The 18,190-nt window shown below is 56.9% G+C and carries 18 protein-coding genes and 3 tRNA genes; 9 read left to right on the plus strand and 12 right to left on the minus strand.

Features of this window, described 5'->3' with window-relative positions:
- Window positions 1–75 precede the first annotated feature (75 nt).
- Together VY732_RS13235 and VY732_RS13240 are read right to left on the minus strand one after the other, a co-directional pair.
- On the minus strand, window positions 76–357 hold the full coding sequence (locus VY732_RS13235; RefSeq protein ID WP_007912303.1) for a peptidylprolyl isomerase: 282 nt from the start codon (window positions 355–357) through the stop codon (window positions 76–78).
- 97 nt (window positions 358–454) lie between these two features.
- Window positions 455–1,324, minus strand: a complete 870-nt coding sequence (locus VY732_RS13240) for a lipase family alpha/beta hydrolase (RefSeq protein WP_331695867.1) — start codon at window positions 1,322–1,324, stop codon at window positions 455–457.
- A gap of 336 nt (window positions 1,325–1,660) precedes the next feature.
- Between VY732_RS13240 and VY732_RS13245 the strand changes: the two genes are divergently transcribed.
- Window positions 1,661–2,740 carry a hypothetical protein gene (locus VY732_RS13245; protein WP_137217843.1) on the plus strand — a complete coding sequence of 360 codons (1,080 nt, stop codon included), beginning with the start codon at window positions 1,661–1,663 and terminating at the stop codon, window positions 2,738–2,740.
- A gap of 53 nt (window positions 2,741–2,793) precedes the next feature.
- On the opposite strand, the gene VY732_RS13250 is transcribed toward VY732_RS13245, so the two are convergent.
- Complete coding sequence (locus tag VY732_RS13250) at window positions 2,794–3,870, minus strand: 3-deoxy-7-phosphoheptulonate synthase (RefSeq protein ID WP_331695640.1); 1,077 nt, start codon at window positions 3,868–3,870, stop codon at window positions 2,794–2,796.
- 615 nt (window positions 3,871–4,485) lie between these two features.
- On the opposite strand from VY732_RS13250, the gene VY732_RS13255 reads away from it, so the two are divergent.
- The 7 genes from VY732_RS13255 to VY732_RS13285 all read left to right on the plus strand — a co-directional run bounded on the left by VY732_RS13255 (window position 4,486) and on the right by VY732_RS13285 (window position 9,132).
- Window positions 4,486–5,244 carry a carbon-nitrogen hydrolase family protein gene (locus VY732_RS13255; protein ID WP_331695641.1) on the plus strand — a complete coding sequence of 253 codons (759 nt, stop codon included), beginning with the start codon at window positions 4,486–4,488 and terminating at the stop codon, window positions 5,242–5,244.
- Window positions 5,244–5,687, plus strand: a complete 444-nt coding sequence (locus tag VY732_RS13260; protein ID WP_331695642.1) for a GNAT family N-acetyltransferase — start codon at window positions 5,244–5,246, stop codon at window positions 5,685–5,687. Before VY732_RS13255 ends, VY732_RS13260 begins: the two co-directional genes overlap by 1 nt.
- A 127-nt stretch (window positions 5,688–5,814) precedes the next feature.
- Complete coding sequence (gene gacA / locus VY732_RS13265) at window positions 5,815–6,456, plus strand: response regulator transcription factor GacA (RefSeq protein WP_016984198.1); 642 nt, start codon at window positions 5,815–5,817, stop codon at window positions 6,454–6,456.
- 2 nt (window positions 6,457–6,458) lie between these two features.
- Window positions 6,459–8,282 carry an excinuclease ABC subunit UvrC gene (uvrC, locus tag VY732_RS13270; RefSeq protein ID WP_110719179.1) on the plus strand — a complete coding sequence of 608 codons (1,824 nt, stop codon included), beginning with the start codon at window positions 6,459–6,461 and terminating at the stop codon, window positions 8,280–8,282.
- Between the two features lie 32 nt (window positions 8,283–8,314).
- Complete coding sequence (gene pgsA / locus VY732_RS13275; protein WP_007950102.1) at window positions 8,315–8,875, plus strand: CDP-diacylglycerol--glycerol-3-phosphate 3-phosphatidyltransferase; 561 nt, start codon at window positions 8,315–8,317, stop codon at window positions 8,873–8,875.
- Between the two features lie 60 nt (window positions 8,876–8,935).
- A tRNA-Gly gene (locus VY732_RS13280) sits at window positions 8,936–9,011 on the plus strand.
- Window positions 9,012–9,058: 47 nt separating this feature from the next.
- Window positions 9,059–9,132: transfer RNA gene (locus tag VY732_RS13285), tRNA-Cys, on the plus strand.
- Between the two features lie 320 nt (window positions 9,133–9,452).
- Here the strand turns inward: VY732_RS13285 and VY732_RS13290 are convergent.
- Window positions 9,453–10,616: an acyltransferase family protein gene (locus VY732_RS13290; protein ID WP_331695643.1), complete on the minus strand. Its 1,164-nt coding sequence runs from the start codon at window positions 10,614–10,616 to the stop codon at window positions 9,453–9,455.
- A 699-nt stretch (window positions 10,617–11,315) separates the two neighbouring features.
- Here VY732_RS13290 and VY732_RS13295 point away from each other — a divergent pair.
- Window positions 11,316–11,402: transfer RNA gene (locus VY732_RS13295), tRNA-Leu, on the plus strand.
- A gap of 67 nt (window positions 11,403–11,469) precedes the next feature.
- Here VY732_RS13295 and VY732_RS13300 read toward each other — a convergent pair.
- The 8 genes from VY732_RS13300 to modA form a co-directional block, all read right to left on the minus strand.
- The gene (locus VY732_RS13300; protein ID WP_331695644.1) at window positions 11,470–11,754 is read right to left on the minus strand and encodes a hypothetical protein; all 285 of its coding nucleotides are present in this window, start codon (window positions 11,752–11,754) and stop codon (window positions 11,470–11,472) included.
- 269 nt (window positions 11,755–12,023) lie between these two features.
- Window positions 12,024–12,254, minus strand: coding sequence for a hypothetical protein (locus VY732_RS13305; RefSeq protein WP_008082703.1), 231 nt, complete (start codon window positions 12,252–12,254; stop codon window positions 12,024–12,026).
- Between the two features lie 118 nt (window positions 12,255–12,372).
- A complete protein-coding gene (locus tag VY732_RS13310) occupies window positions 12,373–12,603 on the minus strand; it encodes a hypothetical protein (protein WP_123595533.1) in 231 nt (76 codons plus the stop codon).
- 71 nt (window positions 12,604–12,674) lie between these two features.
- Window positions 12,675–14,312 carry an ATP-binding cassette domain-containing protein gene (locus VY732_RS13315; protein ID WP_331695645.1) on the minus strand — a complete coding sequence of 546 codons (1,638 nt, stop codon included), beginning with the start codon at window positions 14,310–14,312 and terminating at the stop codon, window positions 12,675–12,677.
- Between the two features lie 144 nt (window positions 14,313–14,456).
- Window positions 14,457–15,494: a DNA topoisomerase IB gene (locus VY732_RS13320; protein WP_331695646.1), complete on the minus strand. Its 1,038-nt coding sequence runs from the start codon at window positions 15,492–15,494 to the stop codon at window positions 14,457–14,459.
- 72 nt (window positions 15,495–15,566) lie between these two features.
- A complete protein-coding gene (modC, locus tag VY732_RS13325) occupies window positions 15,567–16,646 on the minus strand; it encodes a molybdenum ABC transporter ATP-binding protein (RefSeq protein WP_116028992.1) in 1,080 nt (359 codons plus the stop codon).
- 3 nt (window positions 16,647–16,649) lie between these two features.
- Entirely contained in the window at window positions 16,650–17,330 is a 681-nt protein-coding gene (modB, locus tag VY732_RS13330) for a molybdate ABC transporter permease subunit (RefSeq protein WP_331695647.1), read from the minus strand.
- Window positions 17,331–18,098 carry a molybdate ABC transporter substrate-binding protein gene (gene modA / locus VY732_RS13335; RefSeq protein ID WP_331695648.1) on the minus strand — a complete coding sequence of 256 codons (768 nt, stop codon included), beginning with the start codon at window positions 18,096–18,098 and terminating at the stop codon, window positions 17,331–17,333. It abuts the gene before it with no gap.
- Window positions 18,099–18,190: the final 92 nt, after the last annotated feature.

Here is an 18,190-nt window from a genome sequence, read left to right on the forward strand (position 1 = left end):
TCGCCAGCCGTATATGTAACTGAAACACAACGGCCCACCAGAAGGCGGGCCGTTGGTGAGCAATCAGGCGACGGATCAGTCCTGACGGCTGGTGACTTCCAGCAGGTGATAACCGAACTGAGTCTTCACCGGACCTTGCACGACATTGATTGGCGCGCTGAAGACCACGGTGTCGAATTCCTTGACCATCTGGCCAGGACCGAACGAACCCAGATCACCGCCCTGACGGCTGGACGGGCAGGTGGAGTTGGCCTTTGCGACTTCGGCGAAATCGGCGCCGCCTTCGATCTGGGCCTTGAGTTCGTTGCACTTGTCTTCGCTGGAAACCAAGATGTGGCGGGCAGTGGCTTTAGCCATGGGGAAACTCTCCAATCTATTTCAGTAAAGTGTGGAGCCTACCGGATTCAGTGGGCGAATTCTCGGCAAAGTTCCGTTCGGTTGTCCGTGGCTTTGGTCAGAGATTCGCGGCACGCAGACGTTCGGCGTGTTCAACGTACAGTTCAATCGGGTCGGGCAGCGCAGTCACGGGGCCGGCCGAGCGACGCAGACTGTTCAAGTGGTCCAGCGGATAGTCGGAGCGGATCACTTGCCCCAGGTGAGAGCTGAAACGGCCGACGAAGCCATCATTCTGTTCGGTCTCGGTCATGAAATATTGCGACAGCGCATGGCATACGTTGCGGGTCGGATCGAGTGTCGACGGACTGTTGGCGGGCAGGACGCCGCTCCAGGAGTAATAGCGCACACCGTTGACCTGTTCCGCGCCGTGCCCGCCCCAGGTGCTGGGCAACCCCTGCGGAAACCTGTCGTTGAAATCGCCCACGCCTTCGGTCGTCAGCGCATTCAGCGCCGCCAAAGCGTTTTGCGGCAGCGTCACACTGCCACTGAGCAACGAAAGAAAATTGCCAAACAGTGTCGCCACATTCTGGGCGACCGCCTCTGGCAGTCGTCCAGGCACTAATGCCTTGCGCAGAAAATCGGCCAGCTCCGAACCGTGATTCGGGCCGCTGACGGAAGTCACCGAAGCTACGGCGTGTGGCGCGAGCGCCGCAGCGTATCGGGCAGCCAGTGCTCCTTGACTGTGGCCGATGAGGTTGACTTTGTCGGCACCTGTGCCGCGCAGAACACGATCAATCTGTGCAAGCAGTTGTTCACCCCTTGTTTCGTTTTTATGAGTGGCAGAAAGGTGGGGAACAAACACTCGGCTGCCGGCCATCTTCAGAGCGTCCTTTACTTCATGGAACAGCTCGAAATGACCGATGCGCTCGAATCCGAACAGACCGTGTACCAGCAGGATGGGATAGCGAGTTGAAGCATTCCGTTGCATGTTCTTACCTTTTTCACAGAAGTTCATCGGGGGAATCCGGAGGCCACTCTAAAACACTCATCCCGTTGAAGAAGTAAGAAGAGGCTTCTCTTGGCCGTTGAATCTGGACTAGGGGCTGTACGAATTTTCAGATACTTGTGAGATCCGAATCGGAAGTTGAGGACATCTTTCGCTTGGTTGAGGGCGGTTTTGCTCACTTTTGCCTACCCCGCTGGAGGCGTTTGCCGGGTGTCTGCGGCGGATCGGGCTGACATCGAAAATATCGGGAAGCGCGTTAAATGTTGGCTGTCGACGCCGTCCATGAATGCGGCGTTTTTCCAAGGAATGGAGCCACTAATGAACACGCACGAAGTCGAGTTTTGCTACCGGATGCGCCACCCCGTCACTCCCTGTGTTTCGAGCGAACTACTGCCCGCGGCGACCCTTGATTATCCGGGGGGGACGGTGCTTGATCCTTCGCTGGGCAAGGTTGTTGTGCGTATCGCGCCTTATGCAAACATGACCTGTGGCGACCAGTTGCTGTTGAGTTGGGAGGGGCTGGATATAGAAGGCTTCGTCTATCAGCATGAAATGGTGCGCTATGTCAGCGAAGCCCAGGTCGGCAAGGATGTCGTTTTCGTTATCAAAGGCATGCACATCGCCGCACTGGATGGCGGTTCGCTGGAGGTTTACTGGAAACTGCTCAGTGCGAGCTCGTCAGTCCCAGCGTTATCTGCACGCGTGCAATTGTCGGTGGGAGATACACGGCCGCAGTTGCTTGCGCCAATTGTCGAGGGAGCGATAAGGGGAACACTGGATCCGGAGCGAGTGACGGACGGCACGCTTGTCGTGCTTCAGCCTTATGCCCGAATGGCGGCGGGGGATCGGGTCACATTGCTGTGGGGCGCTGAAGCAATGCCGGCAACGTTCAGCGACAGCCTGAAGGTCGAAACCTTTGCTGTCGCTGACGTGCTGTCATTTTGGGTTGACGGGGCGCACATCGCTGCACATCTCGGTGGTGAGGTGTCGGTGCGCTATCGAGTGGAACAGTCCGGTGGCGCGGTTCGAGAATCCGAGTCGGCAAGAATCCTCGTCACGCCGTTCCTTCGTGGTGAGCTGGACGCTCCCGACGTGCTTGAAGCTGAAGATGGCGTGTTGCTGAAAGAGGATTCGATCGACGGGGTGACCATCGTGATTGGTAATGCACAGACGCAGGAAGGTGAGCTGGTGTATCTCAAGTGCGACGGAGATCTTTTCAATCACCGGGATGACCGCGAAATCACGCGGGAGACGGCGGGAAAGCCGCTGATCTTTATCGTGCCGCACCGATTCTGGCGTGAGCACGATGGCACGACCGTGCGGGTAGCCTACACAGTCGAGCGTCTGGACGATGTCAGTCAGGAATCTGCTGCCACACCGGTGCGAGTAGAGGCGTAGCGGGACCGACCATCCCTCCGGCTTGCCATAAGTCCGGAGGGATGGTCTGCAAGTCAGTCTTTGGCGTGTTCGGCGAGGCGCTGGGCGGCGGCACGCAGCAAGTGTTCTGTTGCGCTGAAACCGAGGCAGCCATCGGTGATTGAAACCCCGTAGCGCAGGGATTCGGTCAGCGCTTGGCAGCCTTCGAACAGGTGAGATTCAATCATCATGCCGATCAGCGCGCGATCACCTTGCAAGCGTTGCTCAAGCACTTCGTTGAAGACGCCTGGCTGACGCAATGGATCCTTGCCACTGTTGGCGTGGCTGCAGTCGACCATGATTCGGCTCGGAATCTTCAGCCTGTCCAGGTCAGCGTGGATTTTTGCCACGCTCTCGCGATCATGGTTCGGCCCTTTATGGCCCCCGCGCAGGACCAGATGAGTATCGGGGTTGCCAGGCGTTTGAATGACGGCCGGATGCCCTTGGCTATCGACGCCGAAATGTCGGTGCGGATGGGCTGCCGAACGCATCGCGTCAACGGCAATGGCTGCGCCACCGTCGGTGCCGTTCTTGAAGCCCACCGGCATGCTCAGTCCACTGGCCATTTCACGGTGGATCTGCGATTCAGTGGTACGCGCGCCAATGGCCACCCAGCTCAACAGGTCATCGAAGTACCCGGCCGCCATCGGTTGCAGTAATTCGGTGGACACCGGCAAGCCGAGGCGGATCATTTCCAGCATGAGCTCCCGCGAGAGGGTAAGACCGCCAGCCATGTCATCACTGCCGTCCAGATGCGGATCGTAGGCCAAGCCTTTCCAGCCGACCGTGGTACGCGGTTTTTCGACATAGGCGCGCATCACCAAAAGCATTTCGCTGCTGACTTCTTCAGCCAGTCGAGCGAGCTTGCCGGCGTACTCAAGTGCGGATTGGGGGTCGTGGATAGAGCAGGGACCGACGATGACCAGCAGACGCTGATCCTGGCCATTGAGAATGGCGCGAACCGCTTGGCGATGGGCGGCGACTTGCAGGCTCAAGGGATTGCTCAGGGGCAATTGCTGTTTGAGTTGCAACGAGCTGGGCAGACGCAGGGTCAATGCTTCGTTGGCAGAGTTCAGAGTGGACAGTGGCAGAGCAGAAACGGACGAGTTCATATTCGGTCTTCCTGGGCTGGCGGCGGGTTCGTCCCGCGCGCTCGGCCCTATTGGGGTGTTCGACAGTTGGCCGTATTGGCTATATGTGTGTGCTTGCCACCTGTAGGTGACCGATCGGAGGCGGCAGGCTGTCCCGAGCGGAAGCTGGTAAATCGCCAGGCGCTAAAGCTGTCGTAACGGTAATAAGTGGCGTAGTTCATTTCGTGATTCCTCAAAGTGTCTGGTGTGCTGCTGAAAAATTTGGGGCTGAAAAAACAAAACCCCCGGTCGGGAGGCCGACCGGGGGTTGAGAATTCTCTGGTAGGCGACCCGTTGTCATGGGCGCCGTTTGGGTATCAGGCGCGCCAGTGGCTAAACCAATACCCAAAATAAAAGCTGACCGGAGCGCAAACGTCATTCACCCGGGCAGCCGCAACCGAGCGCAGGGCGCTGGTGGTAGGAAGCTGTGAGAGGGTGCTGAACATGGTTTGTCTCCGATGAATGGGCCGAGCTTACTAGAGGCCGATACGCCTCAGCAATCAGAAATTGCTATCGCGTCATCAACAAAAGGCCTATTGCCAGGGGCACGCAAGAGTGGCGACACTCTGCGTTTTGCCTGATTGCCAAGGATGAACCGTGTCGACACTGACCATTGCCGCTGCCCAAAGCCTCTCCCTTGCCGGGGACCTTCCCGGGAACATTGCCCGACATTGCCGCTTTATTGAGGCAGCAGCGGAGCAGGGTGTCGAGTTGCTGGTTTTTCCCGAGTTGTCGCTGACGGGCTATGAAGGGCAGGATGCGGCAGCATTGGCGATCGACCCGCAAGATGCTGTGCTACGTCCCCTGAGGGATTTGGCCCGAGAGCTTAAGGTGACTGCCGTTGTCGGTATGCCTATCCGGTTGGAGGGCAGTGTTTCGGTGCTGATCGGTGCTCTGGTTCTGGGCGCTGACGGCTCTCTCGGTGTTTACAGCAAACAGCATCTGCACACAGGCGAGGAACTCGTTTTTGCACCCGGTTCTGGCGGGCCAACCCTGAACATTGGCGAGGAAGTGGTCGCATTGGCGGTATGTGCCGATTTCTCTCATTCCAGTCATGCCTTGGCGGCTGCAGGTCAGGGCGCTGGCTTATACGCCGCCGGTGTCTTGATCAGCGAGAAAGGCTACGCGGCCGACACAACGATACTTCAAGGCTACGCCCGGCAACACTCGATGGCTGTGCTGATGGCCAATCACGGCGGGTTGACCGGCGGTTGGCAATCCGCCGGGCGCAGTTGCATCTGGTCTGAAGACGGTTCGCTGATCGTTGCAGCGCTGGGAACGGGCGATCTTCTGGTCGTCGCTCAACGTAACAAAGGTGTATGGCAGGGACGGGTTGTTCCTGTTAAGCAAGCCTGATGACATTCCACTTACGTCCTGCGGCTCCAGAAGACCTGGAATTTGCCCGCGATCTCACCTGTCAGAACATGCTGCGTTACTACATTCACCATGGCCTGTTATGGCAGGACGAAGCGTTTGACGTGGCGTGGTCGGGGCGGCAGAACTGGCTGATAGTGCAGGGTGATGTGTCGATAGGATTTCTCAGCCTCAGCCGGGATATGCGCGCGTTGTACATTCGTGAACTGCAGGTTGCTGAAGCGTTTCAGGGGCGGGGCGCGGGTTCCTGGGCGATTGATCAGGTTATCGACATGGCCCGCAACGAAAGGCGCCCGGCTTTGCGACTGACCGTATTCGACAATAATCCGGCGAGAAACTTGTATGAAAGAAAAGGCCTACAGGCTCAGGGCGCGGACGAGTGTTTTCTGCGAATGCAGCTTGATATAAGTACACATGTGCTCTGAAACCCACGGCCGGCAAGCCCTCAATGATGAATTGAAACTTTTTAAATGACGCTTTCCGCTAGGTCTGTGGGGTACTTTTTGCTAAGGTGTCCGGCATCCCAATATGACCATATCGCGAGGTGTCTGCTTGATTAGGGTGCTAGTGGTCGATGACCATGATCTCGTTCGCACAGGCATTACACGTATGCTGGCCGATATCGATGGCTTGCAGGTGGTTGGCCAGGCCGAATCCGGGGAAGAGTCCCTGATCAAGGCCCGAGAGTTGAAGCCCGATGTGGTGCTGATGGACGTCAAGATGCCTGGCATCGGCGGCCTCGAAGCCACGCGCAAACTGTTGCGCAGTCATCCGGATATCAAGGTGGTTGCAGTGACGGTGTGTGAAGAGGATCCTTTCCCGACACGCTTGCTGCAGGCTGGTGCTGCGGGTTATCTGACCAAGGGCGCGGGTTTGCCGGAAATGGTTCAGGCCATTCGCCTGGTGTTTGCCGGCCAGCGCTATATCAGTCCGCAGATTGCCCAGCAATTGGCGATCAAGTCCTTTCAGCCGTCCAATGATTCGCCTTTCGATGCCTTGTCCGAGCGGGAAATTCAAATCGCGTTGATGATTGTCGGCTGTCAGAAGGTACAGATCATTTCCGACAAGTTGTGCCTGTCGCCGAAAACCGTGAACACCTATCGCTACCGTATTTTCGAGAAGCTTTCGATCAGCAGCGACGTCGAGTTGACACTGTTGGCGGTTCGTCACGGCATGGTTGATGCCAGCCTCTGACCATGACTGAAACATTCGATTCCGGCGCGTTTCTGTCGACAGTCAGTGGGCGCCCGGGCGTCTATCGCATGTTCGACAGCGATGCGCGCCTGTTATACGTGGGCAAGGCCAAGAACCTGAAAAAACGCTTGGCCAGCTACTTCCGCAAAACCGGTCTGGCGCCCAAGACTGCCGCGTTGGTCGGGCGCATTGCGCAGGTCGAAACGACCATCACCGCCAACGAAACCGAAGCGCTGCTGCTTGAACAAACGCTGATCAAGGAGTGGCGGCCGCCGTACAACATTCTGTTGCGCGACGACAAATCCTATCCCTATGTGTTTCTGTCCGACGGCCAATTCCCGCGCCTGAGCATTCATCGCGGGGCGAAAAAAGCCAAAGGCAAATACTTCGGTCCCTATCCGAGCGCCGGCGCCATACGCGAAAGCTTGAGCCTGCTGCAAAAGACCTTCTTCGTTCGCCAGTGCGAAGACAGCTACTACAAGAACCGTACCCGGCCATGTCTGCAATATCAGATCAAACGCTGCAAAGCGCCTTGCGTCGGGCTGGTCGAGCCTGAGGTCTATGCCGAAGACGTGCGTCACTCGGTCATGTTTCTTGAGGGGCGTAGTCACGCGCTGACCAACGAGTTGTCGACGGCGATGGAAGAGGCGGCAATCAACCTGGAGTTCGAGCGAGCTGCCGAGTTGCGCGATCAGATCGCGCTGTTGCGCAGGGTCCAGGATCAACAAAGCATGGAAGGCGGCACGGGAGATATCGATGTCATCGCGGCATTCGTCAATCCGGGCGGCGCCTGCGTGCATTTGATCAGTGTCCGTGGCGGACGCGTGCTGGGCAGCAAGAATTTCTTCCCGCAAGTCGGGATCGAAGAAGACGTGTCGGAAGTCATGGCCGCGTTTCTCGGCCAGTACTTCATCAGCAGCCCTGAGCGCGATTTGCCGAGCGAACTGATCGTCAACGTGGTGCATGAAGATTTTCCGACGCTGATCGAAGCGATCCATGAACTGCGTGGCCGCGAATTGGCCATCAGTCATCGGGTGCGTGGTACGCGTGCGCGCTGGCAGCAACTGGCGGTGACCAACGCAGAGCAGGCGTTGGGCGCACGTTTGGCCAATCGTCAACACACCGCAGCGCGGTTTGAAGCCTTGGCCGAAGTATTGAACCTGGATGAGCCGCCGCAGCGTCTGGAATGCTATGACATCAGTCATTCCAGTGGTGAGGCCACGGTTGCTTCCTGTGTGGTGTTTGGCCCGGAAGGCGCGATCAAGTCGGACTATCGGCGCTACAACATCGAAGGCGTCACGGCGGGTGACGACTACGCCGCCATGCACCAAGCCCTGACGCGACGCTTCAGCAAACTCAAGGAAGGCGAGGGCAAGTTGCCGGACATCTTGCTGGTGGACGGTGGCAAGGGTCAGCTGTCGATGGCTCGAGATGTTCTCAACGAGTTGGCCGTACCGGATCTGATTCTGCTCGGCGTCGCCAAAGGCGCTACTCGCAAGGCGGGCTTCGAAACGTTGTATCTAAATGATGCGGCGCACGAGTTCACCTTGCGGGGCGACTCGCCGGCGCTGCACTTGATTCAACAGATCCGCGATGAGGCCCACCGTTTTGCAATTACCGGACACCGCGCACGCCGAGGCAAAACCCGCCGTACGTCAACGCTGGAAGGCGTTGCGGGCGTTGGGCCAACCCGACGTCGCGATTTGTTGAAACATTTTGGTGGATTGCAGGAGCTGACTCGTGCAAGCATCGAAGAGATCGCCAAAGCCCCGGGGATCAGTAAAAAGCTCGCAGAGTCGATTTATGCGAACCTGCATAGCGAGTAGAATGCCCCTTCACCTCGTAGCCAGTTGTGCCGATGAATATCCCTAATCTGATTACCGTTCTACGCGTCCTGCTCATCCCGATCTTCATTTTGCTGTTCTATCTCCCTTACCAGTGGAGTTACATGGCCTCCGCCTCGGTGTTTGCCTTCGCGGCAGCAACGGACTGGCTGGACGGTTATCTGGCCCGTCGTCTCGAGCAAAGCACTCCGTTCGGTGCGTTTCTCGATCCGGTCGCCGACAAACTCATGGTTGCGGTGGCACTGGTGCTGCTGGTCCAGGAGCACGGCAATCTCTGGCTCACTCTGCCGGCTGCTGTGATCATCGGTCGCGAGATCGTGGTATCTGCCTTGCGCGAATGGATGGCCGAACTCGGCGCCCGTGCCCACGTAGCCGTTTCGAATCTCGGTAAGTGGAAAACCGCCGCGCAGATGCTCGCGTTGGTGATCCTGCTGGCCAATCCAAAGGACTTCAGTTTCTGGGTTATCCTGGGTTACGCCTTGCTGATGGTCTCTGCTGGCCTGACATTGTGGTCGATGGTTCAATACCTTCGCGCTGCCTGGCCGCACCTGAAGACCGATGTCGAAAAGAAATAAAACTTTTTTGAATCAAGGGGTTGACGGCGCTTCTTAATTCTATAGAATGCGCATCACCAAGCGGGAATAGCTCAGTTGGTAGAGCACGACCTTGCCAAGGTCGGGGTCGCGAGTTCGAGTCTCGTTTCCCGCTCCAAGTTTAAAACGCATTTGTTGTTGTGCTACTGATAACAAATGTTTTGAGGCCGAGTAGCAAAATGGTTATGCAGTGGATTGCAAATCCACCTACGCCGGTTCGATTCCGACCTCGGCCTCCACTATTAAAAGCCCCGTAGATCAGTGATCTACGGGGTTTTTTATTGTCTGGGGGAAAGGTGGTCTGCGCCAAAAATTTTCTTAGGCGTCACGTAAACAACCAGTTGTTTGTACTGAATTGTTCATCATGTGCTGGTTCAACCTGCCTACTTGGCAGAGGCATTACCAGCTCTGGTTTTAATAGCCCTTCTCGAACGGTCAACGCCGATCATGGCTACGAGCCTGCTGAAGATGGTGCAGCTCTTTCTCGGGGGGAAGGGCATCCCCTCGGAGTGGCAAGAGCTGCCATCGCTCGAATAGACTAAAAATCCTGACTATCTGTTTAAGGTTGTTGAATAACTCTTAGTTTCATACCTTTTGAAATCTTTTCGCCTTTTTTCCTAAGTGGTGTCTCAATGAATCTGTAGTTCAGTTCAGAGAGAGCGAGTGTGAAGAATATAAAAACGAAAACGTATGACGCGACGCTCAGTGTGTCGTAGTTAGTATTTGTTGAGCTTTCTGCGGGGCTGAACATAAGCTGGCGAACTGTAAACAGGACTATAAAGTGGACCAGGTAGATAGCATAAGATCTTGAGCCCAGGTAATCACAGAAAACCTCCACTGGTTTCCAGCGCGTAAAGTAATTTTCGTTGTAGCTAGCAGCCCAAACGAGTAAAAACGCCCCGACAGAAGTAATCCCCATAGCAAACGGAATTGGTGCCACAGGAATCGTTATGGCTCCCAATCCGGCGATCATCAGCAATAGCAGGAGAGTGCAAAGTGGGCCGTTTCGTAGGAAGTCTGGCCTTGCGCGTTGATATGAAGCATGTTTCTGCCAGATGGCCAGGACGACGCCGAGGGCAATGGCATCAGTTCTAAATGCCCACAAATAGGGGGTTGGGTCGGTCAATTGCCTTGATAAAAAAAACTGTGCAAGGAAGACCGCACCGAAGATCATCGCCATCCGCCGCGTTCCGGCCAATACAGCGATGACAGGTAGTATCAAGTAGAACTGATTCTCAAGCGGGAGGCTCCAATATATACCAACAGTGCCGCAAGTACTGGCGTCCCGGCATGCTGGGAATATGACGTTAAAAAACTGAAAAGCCGCTGCAAACGCCGGCCACGCGAAATCCTTCAGTTTAGGGATATACCCTTCGCCGCCATGCCATGCGGATAGCAAAAGACCCATCAATACCCAGAAGAACGCGGATGGCATCAGGCGCCAGAATCTTCGAGTCCAGAACGGAATAGAGAAGTCGAGAATCGATTTGAGGCTTCTTGAGGATGGTATTTCGTTGATTATTGATTTGGTGATGATAAATCCGGATATGCAAAAAAATACGTCAACGCCGTAACCAAATCGAAAGTAGGCGAGAACTACTCGGTATACAGAGTCAGGAGACAGCAAAGCAGAGATATGGGCGAAAATTACAAGAATAATTGCGAGCGTTCTGAGCGCTTCGATATCACTATTCTTTCTGAGCGTGGTGTGAGCTGTTTGCATGGGTGACTCATTCAACATACGGTTCGTGTTTTCAGCAATAGGCCATTCTGTTTTCAAAGTAATTCGTCTGAATCTTTGACGTGCATGAAGGGCCGCGATTGGTCTGGATTCTATCAAGGGCCTCCATGTCGCGGGGGGCTTTTTACCCTGGAGACAATCAGCGTCTAGCAGGTTCGGCTGCGCGCAAGCCCCGAATAACCTGACCATGGCAGCGGCAGGTAGAGTAGGACAAGCGACTCGTGCTCGGTCCGCGAACGGCAGGCAAATAAAAAACCTCGAGAAAATCACCAATACGGTCTTTAAGCGGACTACCTCCGCAGAGATAGCATTTCTCGATCGAAGCAGGATCTATTACTTCCCGAAAAATACCCTGTTGTATTGCGTTGCCCGCAGCGCGTTAAAAATCAGTAGCTTGCGAAGCGGGTATAGTGCTAACCTATTGAAATACGTAGCTTTATAGGTGGTTTGCAATCCACCTTCGCCGTCTTGGTTTCCGACCTTGGCTGTTACTTTAAGCAAGCTCCGTAGAACCATGATTTAAAGCACTTTTTATTTGCAGTGTTCGCAGGATTCAGATTTGAAAAACGCCCACTGCAAGCTTGCTTCACCGGGAACTGATGTATATATTTCCCGCTCTGCTGCTCAAGGTTGATCCTGTCAGGATCGCGACTTTGCCGCAGAAAGCAACACCGCGCTACCGCCCGAATGGCGAAACAGGTAGACGCATGGGACTTAAAATCCCCCGCTCGTAAGGGCGTGCCGGTTCGATTCCGGCTTCGGGCACCATGAATATCAAAGGCCTGCATGAGTTTTCTCATGCAGGCCTTTTTTTGTGCCCTGCAAATACGCACTGCTAGACGAATGCTTGCCCGCTAAAGCCCCGAGGCAAGCGCTGAAGTCCGGCCATTGCTGTCAGCCGTTCGATCCATTCTGCGCGCCAGTTTGCTTCGCTGTGCGTGGCTTTGGTCTGGCGGGCCATTCTGCGGGCGGCATTGCGCTGATCTTTTCGTGCCTGCTTGTAGGCATCGGTATTGCGGCAGCTGCGGCATTTCACACGATTGAGTTCTCGGCTTGCCAACAGTTGTTTGCCTTTGTGACCACAGGCCAGATGCCCGTCAACGTTGAAATGGATAACCATGAACTGTCTCCTTTGCGACGTGTATTGCTTTTGACAACTCACGTCCTATGCCGTTCGGCAATGCGGCGCAGGCAAAAAAACACCCGCATGCGGGCGGGTGAGAGGGGTGTTTTGCAAAGGAGTGATTTCACTGTAGACGCGTAGATGCGATCGTTATGTGAAAAAGCGCAATCCCGGGAAGAAAATAAACATCTCGGACAGGCAAATGCGCGGTGACCTGTGTGTCACCGCTTCTTAGGCGAATTCCTGAGACCTTGGCGAGGTCGCTGTCATCTGAACCGTGGCAGTGGCCGATCGACAGGCTTGAGCGCCGACAGCGTATTGCGAATCAGCGGAGCATCCTTCTCGATGTCGTTCAGCCGGTCACGGATGCGCAGGGCGGTAGGGTGTCCGCCTTGGTGATCGACCCAGTCGGCGATCTCTTTGCAGGCAGCCGCGAGGCGGGCTTGCCGAGCGTCGAGCAAGGTGAGGAGGGTGGTGATGGACTCTTTTTCGGACATGGAACACCTCCGTTCTATGAAACCTGAGCTGCAGCAAAAAGCCCGCGTGTTGCGAGCCTTCTGCCGTGGGGCGCTGCTCCTTCAGCTGGTTTCAGTATAGACCCGCTTCTGATCGGCATCAGCCGGATGACTCGCGGGCCGGTAGTGGGGAACTCGCTGCGTTGAGACGCTTGCATTCGCGCTGTGCGTCTTCCTCCGCGTCATAGCCATCGCCGATGAAACCGTCAGTACGTGTGTCGCAGATGCGAAACCAGCTATGCGCCTCGGCTGGATCATGCTGACTGTCTCCGGCACGTCGACCGTGAATAATGATCTTGTTGCAACGCTTCACGACGAAAATGTCTTCCATGGCGTCACCGCAGCTGATTCGTGTCAGATCAACTATAGAAGCCCTCGGCAATCGTGCAAAAAATACACAGCTCAGCTCGTCGGTTGCCATCGCCAGCCTTCAGGGTGCCAGGTCAAATGATGGCTCGGGTTTAATGCATGAAGAAACTCTTGATCGTGGGAAACCGCGACAATCGCACCGGGAAAGTTCTGCAGGGCTTGTTCGAAAGCTTCCACCGACGCCAGGTCCAGATGATTGGTCGGTTCATCCAGCAGCAGTAATTGCGCGGGCGTCTGGCGCCACAACGCCAACGCGAGGGCTGCCTTCAAGCGTTCGCCGCCACTGAGTGAGGCGCACGGCCGGGTTACACGCTGCGCATCCAGTTGCAGTTGCGCGAGGTAGCTGCGCAACGTGCCTTCGCTCAGGGGCGTTTGCTGTGCCAGCAATTGATCGACAATCGATGTACCGGGATCCAGCAGTTTCAACTGTTGATCGAGAAAGGCGAAAGGCACATGCGTGATGCACTCGCCACCCACAGGCGCCCACTCGCCGGCCAGCAGTTTCAACAGCGTCGATTTGCCACAACCGTTAGGACCGCAGACTGCGATGCGCATCGGCCCTTGAATGGCGAGGTCAAGCCGAGTGCTGGGCGCATCTGCCGACAACCATGGCAAACAGGCGTCGATGAGTGTGCACACCCGGCGATTACTTGGAACCACACTACCCGGCAGATTGATCAGCACGCCATCGTCCGGCTGGACGTTTGCGTACGCCTCACGGACGCGTTCATCCAGATCGGATTTACGTGCCTGATGGCCGACCTTTACGTGTCCCATGATGTCCCGCGCGGCCGCTTTCATCGCCGCCCGCTCGAAGCCCGTGACGTTGGCGGTTTGCGCATTGCGACGGCTGCCGGCGGCATGGCGCTGGATGGTGTCGTGCTCGCGTTGTAACCGTGTGCGTTCGCGCTGACGCTCGGTTCGAGCCTGATCGAGTTGCGCCTGTGCTGCCTGTCGATGTATTCGGCGCTGCTCGGCAAACTCCGAAAATCTTCCGCTGAAAACGCTTGCCCCCGTAGGCGAAAGTTCGACGATTCGCTGCATCTGCTCGAGTAATTGGCGGTCGTGACTGACGATGATCAGTCCACCACGCCAGCGTTCAAGCGCATTCTTCAGCCATTGTCGGCCGGCACTGTCGAGGTGGTTGCTCGGCTCGTCGAGTACCAGAATTTGCGCCTGACTCAACAGTGCGCCGATCAAGGCGATTCTGGCCTGCTGGCCACCGCTGAGATTTTCGGTCAGAGCCGTCGCGGTGATATCAGTTAGCCCGGCCTCATCAAGCATCTGCCGCAAGCGCTCCGCCAGATCCCAGCGTTCGCCGATGAGGTCGAAATCGTCGGTTATGGCACAGCCGAGTTTCAGTCGTTCCAGCGCGCTGAAAACTGTGGCCGTTCCTGTCGCCTCGGCTACGGTTTGCCCAGATGTGGTGACGAAAGTTTGCGCGACGTAATGCGCGGAAGCTGAGCGTGCCACGCTGCCGGAAGTGGGCTGCAAATGCCCGGCGATCAAGCGTGCGAGCACACTTTTGCCAACACCATTACGCCCGACGATAGCGGTCGGTTGACCATCAAAATTGAGGTTCAGGGCTTCGAACAGTGTTGCGCCGTTGGCAAACTGAAAACCCAGTTGATTCAGGGATACGAGCGCGGGTGTACGCGAGACGTGAGTCATCGGCACCTCGAAAAAATGTCGTGAAAACTGACAAGCGCCTGAAGCGGCGTGTCGCGATTACATTTTTAGAAGGCTGGATTGTTCACTTCTGCAGTCGTCCGGAGGGTGAGAAGGTGGCTAGCCTAGACGACGCTGTGCAGCGGATCAAGGCACGTCGGTCATTTCGCTCATTCGCTCAAGAAACATCGCCAACGCCACTTCCTCGGCACGCAAGCCCTTGCGCACGCGCGGACGTGGCAGTTCAGCGAGGGCGCCGAGCATGAATTTTTCTACCACGGCGGGGTGGATGTAGCATTTTCGGCAGACCGCCGGGGTGTTGCCCAACTGCTTGGCGACGCCTTTGACCATCTCCACCACATGCCGTTTGGCCTCGGTTTCGGACTCCCATTGCAACTCGCGCAACACCGCCAGAGCCAAAGCGCTACCGGCCCAGGTGCGGTAATCCTTGGCGGTGAAATCGGCGCCCGTCAGGGTTTGCAGGTAGGCGTTGACGTCGGAAGAACTGACGGTGTGTCGCTCGCCGTTTTCATCCAGGTACTGAAACAGGTTCTGCCCGGGAATTTCCAGGCAACGCTTGATGATCCGCGCCAGGCGTCGATCCTTGACGGTGATCTGGTGTTCGATGCCGCTTTTGCCGCGGAACTGGAACAGGATCGCGCTGCCGTTGACCTCGACATGTCGGCTGCGCAGGGTGGTCAGGCCATAGGAGCGGTTATCTCGGGCGTATTGTGTGTTGCCGACCCGAATCAGCGTGGCGTCGAGCAGGGTGATCACCGTGGCCATGACCTTGTCGCGACTGAAGCCGGGCGCCGCCAACAACGCTTCCAGTTGCTTGCGCAGTTTCGGCAAGGCCAGACCGAACTCGCGCAGTCGCGAATACTTGTCGGCATCGCGCACTTCGCGCCAGCGCGCGTGATAACGATATTGCTTGCGGCCACGGGCATCACGGCCGGTGGCTTGCAGATGACCGCGCGGGTCGGGGCAGATCCACACGTCGGTATAGGCTGGCGGCACCGCGAGGGCATTGATGCGTTTGATTTCGTCCGGATCGTTGATGCGTTGGCCTGAAGGTTCGAAATAGCTGAACTTGCCGCGCAGTTTTTTGCGGGTGATACCGGGCTGGGTGTCATCGACGTAATGCAGGTCGGATGGCAGTTCGGCAATCAGCTCGGTATCGGGCATGGCGGTTTCCTTCGGTGGCGCGACGGTCTGTAAAACCATTGACCGCACACCGCTGCCGTGGTGCCGAATGATTTAGGCGAGGACCGCGACCGCTTTGATCTGCGCCCACAATAACTGGCCCGGGTGCACGGCCAATTGATCTCTGGAATAGCGGGTGATGCGCGCGACTAACGGGGTGCCGCCAGCATCGAGACGAATCAGCACGTGGGCGGCGTTGTCTGCCGACTGCTCGCTGACCACCGTGACCGGCAGTCGATTGAGAATGCTGCTGAACTCGCTGTTCTGCAGGGTCAGGCTGATATCCCGGGCGTGTACTTTGCAACGCAGTGTCTGGCCGATCTTCATCGGTGCATGTGTGACGCGAATGCTCATCTCGGTAGCTGGTAATTGCAGGCTCAGCAACTGATATTGCGCATCGTAAGCGCTGACCTGGCCTTCAATGATCACACCGGCGTCATCGCCCATCGCCATTGGCAGATCGAGACGCGCGAGGGTTTCACCGATCGGGCCGCTGGCCAGCGCTTTACCTTCGCTGAGTAACACCAGATGGTCAGCCAGCCGCGCGACTTCGTCCTGCGCATGGCTGACGTACAGCAGCGGAATATCCAACTCGTCATGCAGGCGTTGCAGGTATGGCAGGATTTCACTTTTGCGCTGACTGTCGAGGGCCGCCAGGGGTTCGTCCATCAGCAGCAGTTTCGGGCTGGTCAGCAGTGCGCGGGCGATGCCGACGCGCTGGCGTTCGCCACCGGACAAATGCTGCGGATGACGTTCGAGCAAATGGCCGATGCCCAGAAGTTCGGTGGCCTGGGCCATGTCGACCCGACGCTGTGACTTGGCAATGCGCTTGAGGCCGAACTGCAGATTGGCCAGCACCGACAGGTGCGGAAACAGGCTGGCTTCCTGAAACACATAACCGAGCGCGCGTTTGTGTGGCGGGACGAAAATGCCGTTGTCGCTGTCCTGCCAGACTTCGTCGTTGATCTGGATGAAGCCATGTTCAGCGCGTTCAAGCCCGGCGATACAGCGCAGGCAGGTCGTTTTACCCGAGCCGGAGTGCCCATAAAGCGCAGTAACGCCACGGCCGGGCAAGTTCAGGTCGACATCGAGGCTGAAGCCCGTATAGGCCCGTTTCAGACGTACATCAATCATCGATCAGCTCCAGCCTGCGCGGGTCTTGCGGCTGGAGTACAACGCCAGCAACACCAGAAACGAGAACACCAGCATCGCCCCGGCCAGCCAGTGAGCCTGCGCGTATTCCAGCGCTTCGACGTGGTCGTAGATTTGTACGGAAACCACGCGGGTCTTGTCGGGTATGTTGCCGCCAATCATCAGCACCACGCCGAACTCACCGACGGTATGTGCGAAGCCGAGGATCGCCGCAGTAATAAAACCGGGGCGCGCCAGCGGCAGAATCACGCTGAAAAAAGTGTCCCACGGATTGGCGCGCAAGGTCGCGGCGACTTCCAGTGGGCGGGTGCCGATCGCCGAGAACGCGTTCTGCAACGGTTGCACCACGAACGGCATGGAATAGATCACCGAACCGATCACCAGGCCGGTGAAGCTGAAGGTCAAAGTGCCCAGGCCCAGCCATTGGGTAAATTGGCCGAGAAAGCCGTGCGGCCCCATCATCAATAACAGATAGAAACCGATCACGGTCGGTGGCAACACGAGGGGCAGGGCGACGATCGCCCCGATCGGGCCGCGCAGCCACGAACGGGTGCGCGACAACCACAGGGCAATCGGAGTGCCGACAATCAGCAGGATCACGGTGGTCAGGGACGCCAGTTTCAGGGTCAGCCAGATCGCCGCGAAATCGGCACTCGTCAGCGACATTTAGAGCTGATAACCGTAGGACTTGATCACCGCAGCGGCTTTCTGGCCTTTGAGGTATTCAACCAAGGCTTTGGCAGCGGCGTTGTCTTTGCCTTTGTTCAGAATGACCGCGTCCTGTTTGATCGGGTCGTGCAGGCTCGCAGGGACGATCCATGCCGAACCGCTGCTGACTTTGCCGTCCTTGTAGATCTGCGACAGGGCGACAAAACCCAGTTCGGCGTTGCCGGTGGAGACGAATTGGTAAGCCTGCGTGATGTTCTGGCCTTCAACGATCTTGGCTTTGGTGGCTTCGGTCAGTTTGAGTTTTTCCAGCACTTGCGTGGCTGCCAGGCCGTAAGGCGCCGCTTTCGGGTTGGCGATGGACAGGTGCTGGTACTCGTTGTTTTTCAGCACCTCGCCTTTGGCATCGACATAACCTTCTTTGGCCGACCACAACGCCAGGGTGCCGATGGCGTAGGTGAAGCGAGAACCTTTGACGGTGTCGCCTTCTTTTTCAAGTTTTTCCGGGGTGGTGTCGTCAGCGGAGAGGAACACTTCAAACGGCGCGCCGTTTTTGATCTGAGTGTAGAACTGGCCGGTTGCACCGTAGGCTGCGACCAGTTTGTGCCCGGTGTCTTTTTCGAAATCGGCGGCGATGGCCTGGATCGGCGCGGTGAAGTTGGCTGCAACCGCCACCTGCACTTCATCAGCCTGAACTGCTCCGATGGCGAAGACTGCGAGCAAAGAGGCCAGGCAGGTAGGGGCAAAACGTGAGGCACGAATGGTCATGTAACAGCTCCGGGATTGGCTAGTGCAGAGGGCAGCTATTGTTAGAGGTGGACTGCGCCGCTGCGTGGGGGTGAATTCGCTATATAGCGGAA

This window comes from Pseudomonas sp. ZY71 (assembly GCF_036542145.1).
Lineage (GTDB): Bacteria > Pseudomonadota > Gammaproteobacteria > Pseudomonadales > Pseudomonadaceae > Aquipseudomonas > Aquipseudomonas koreensis_A.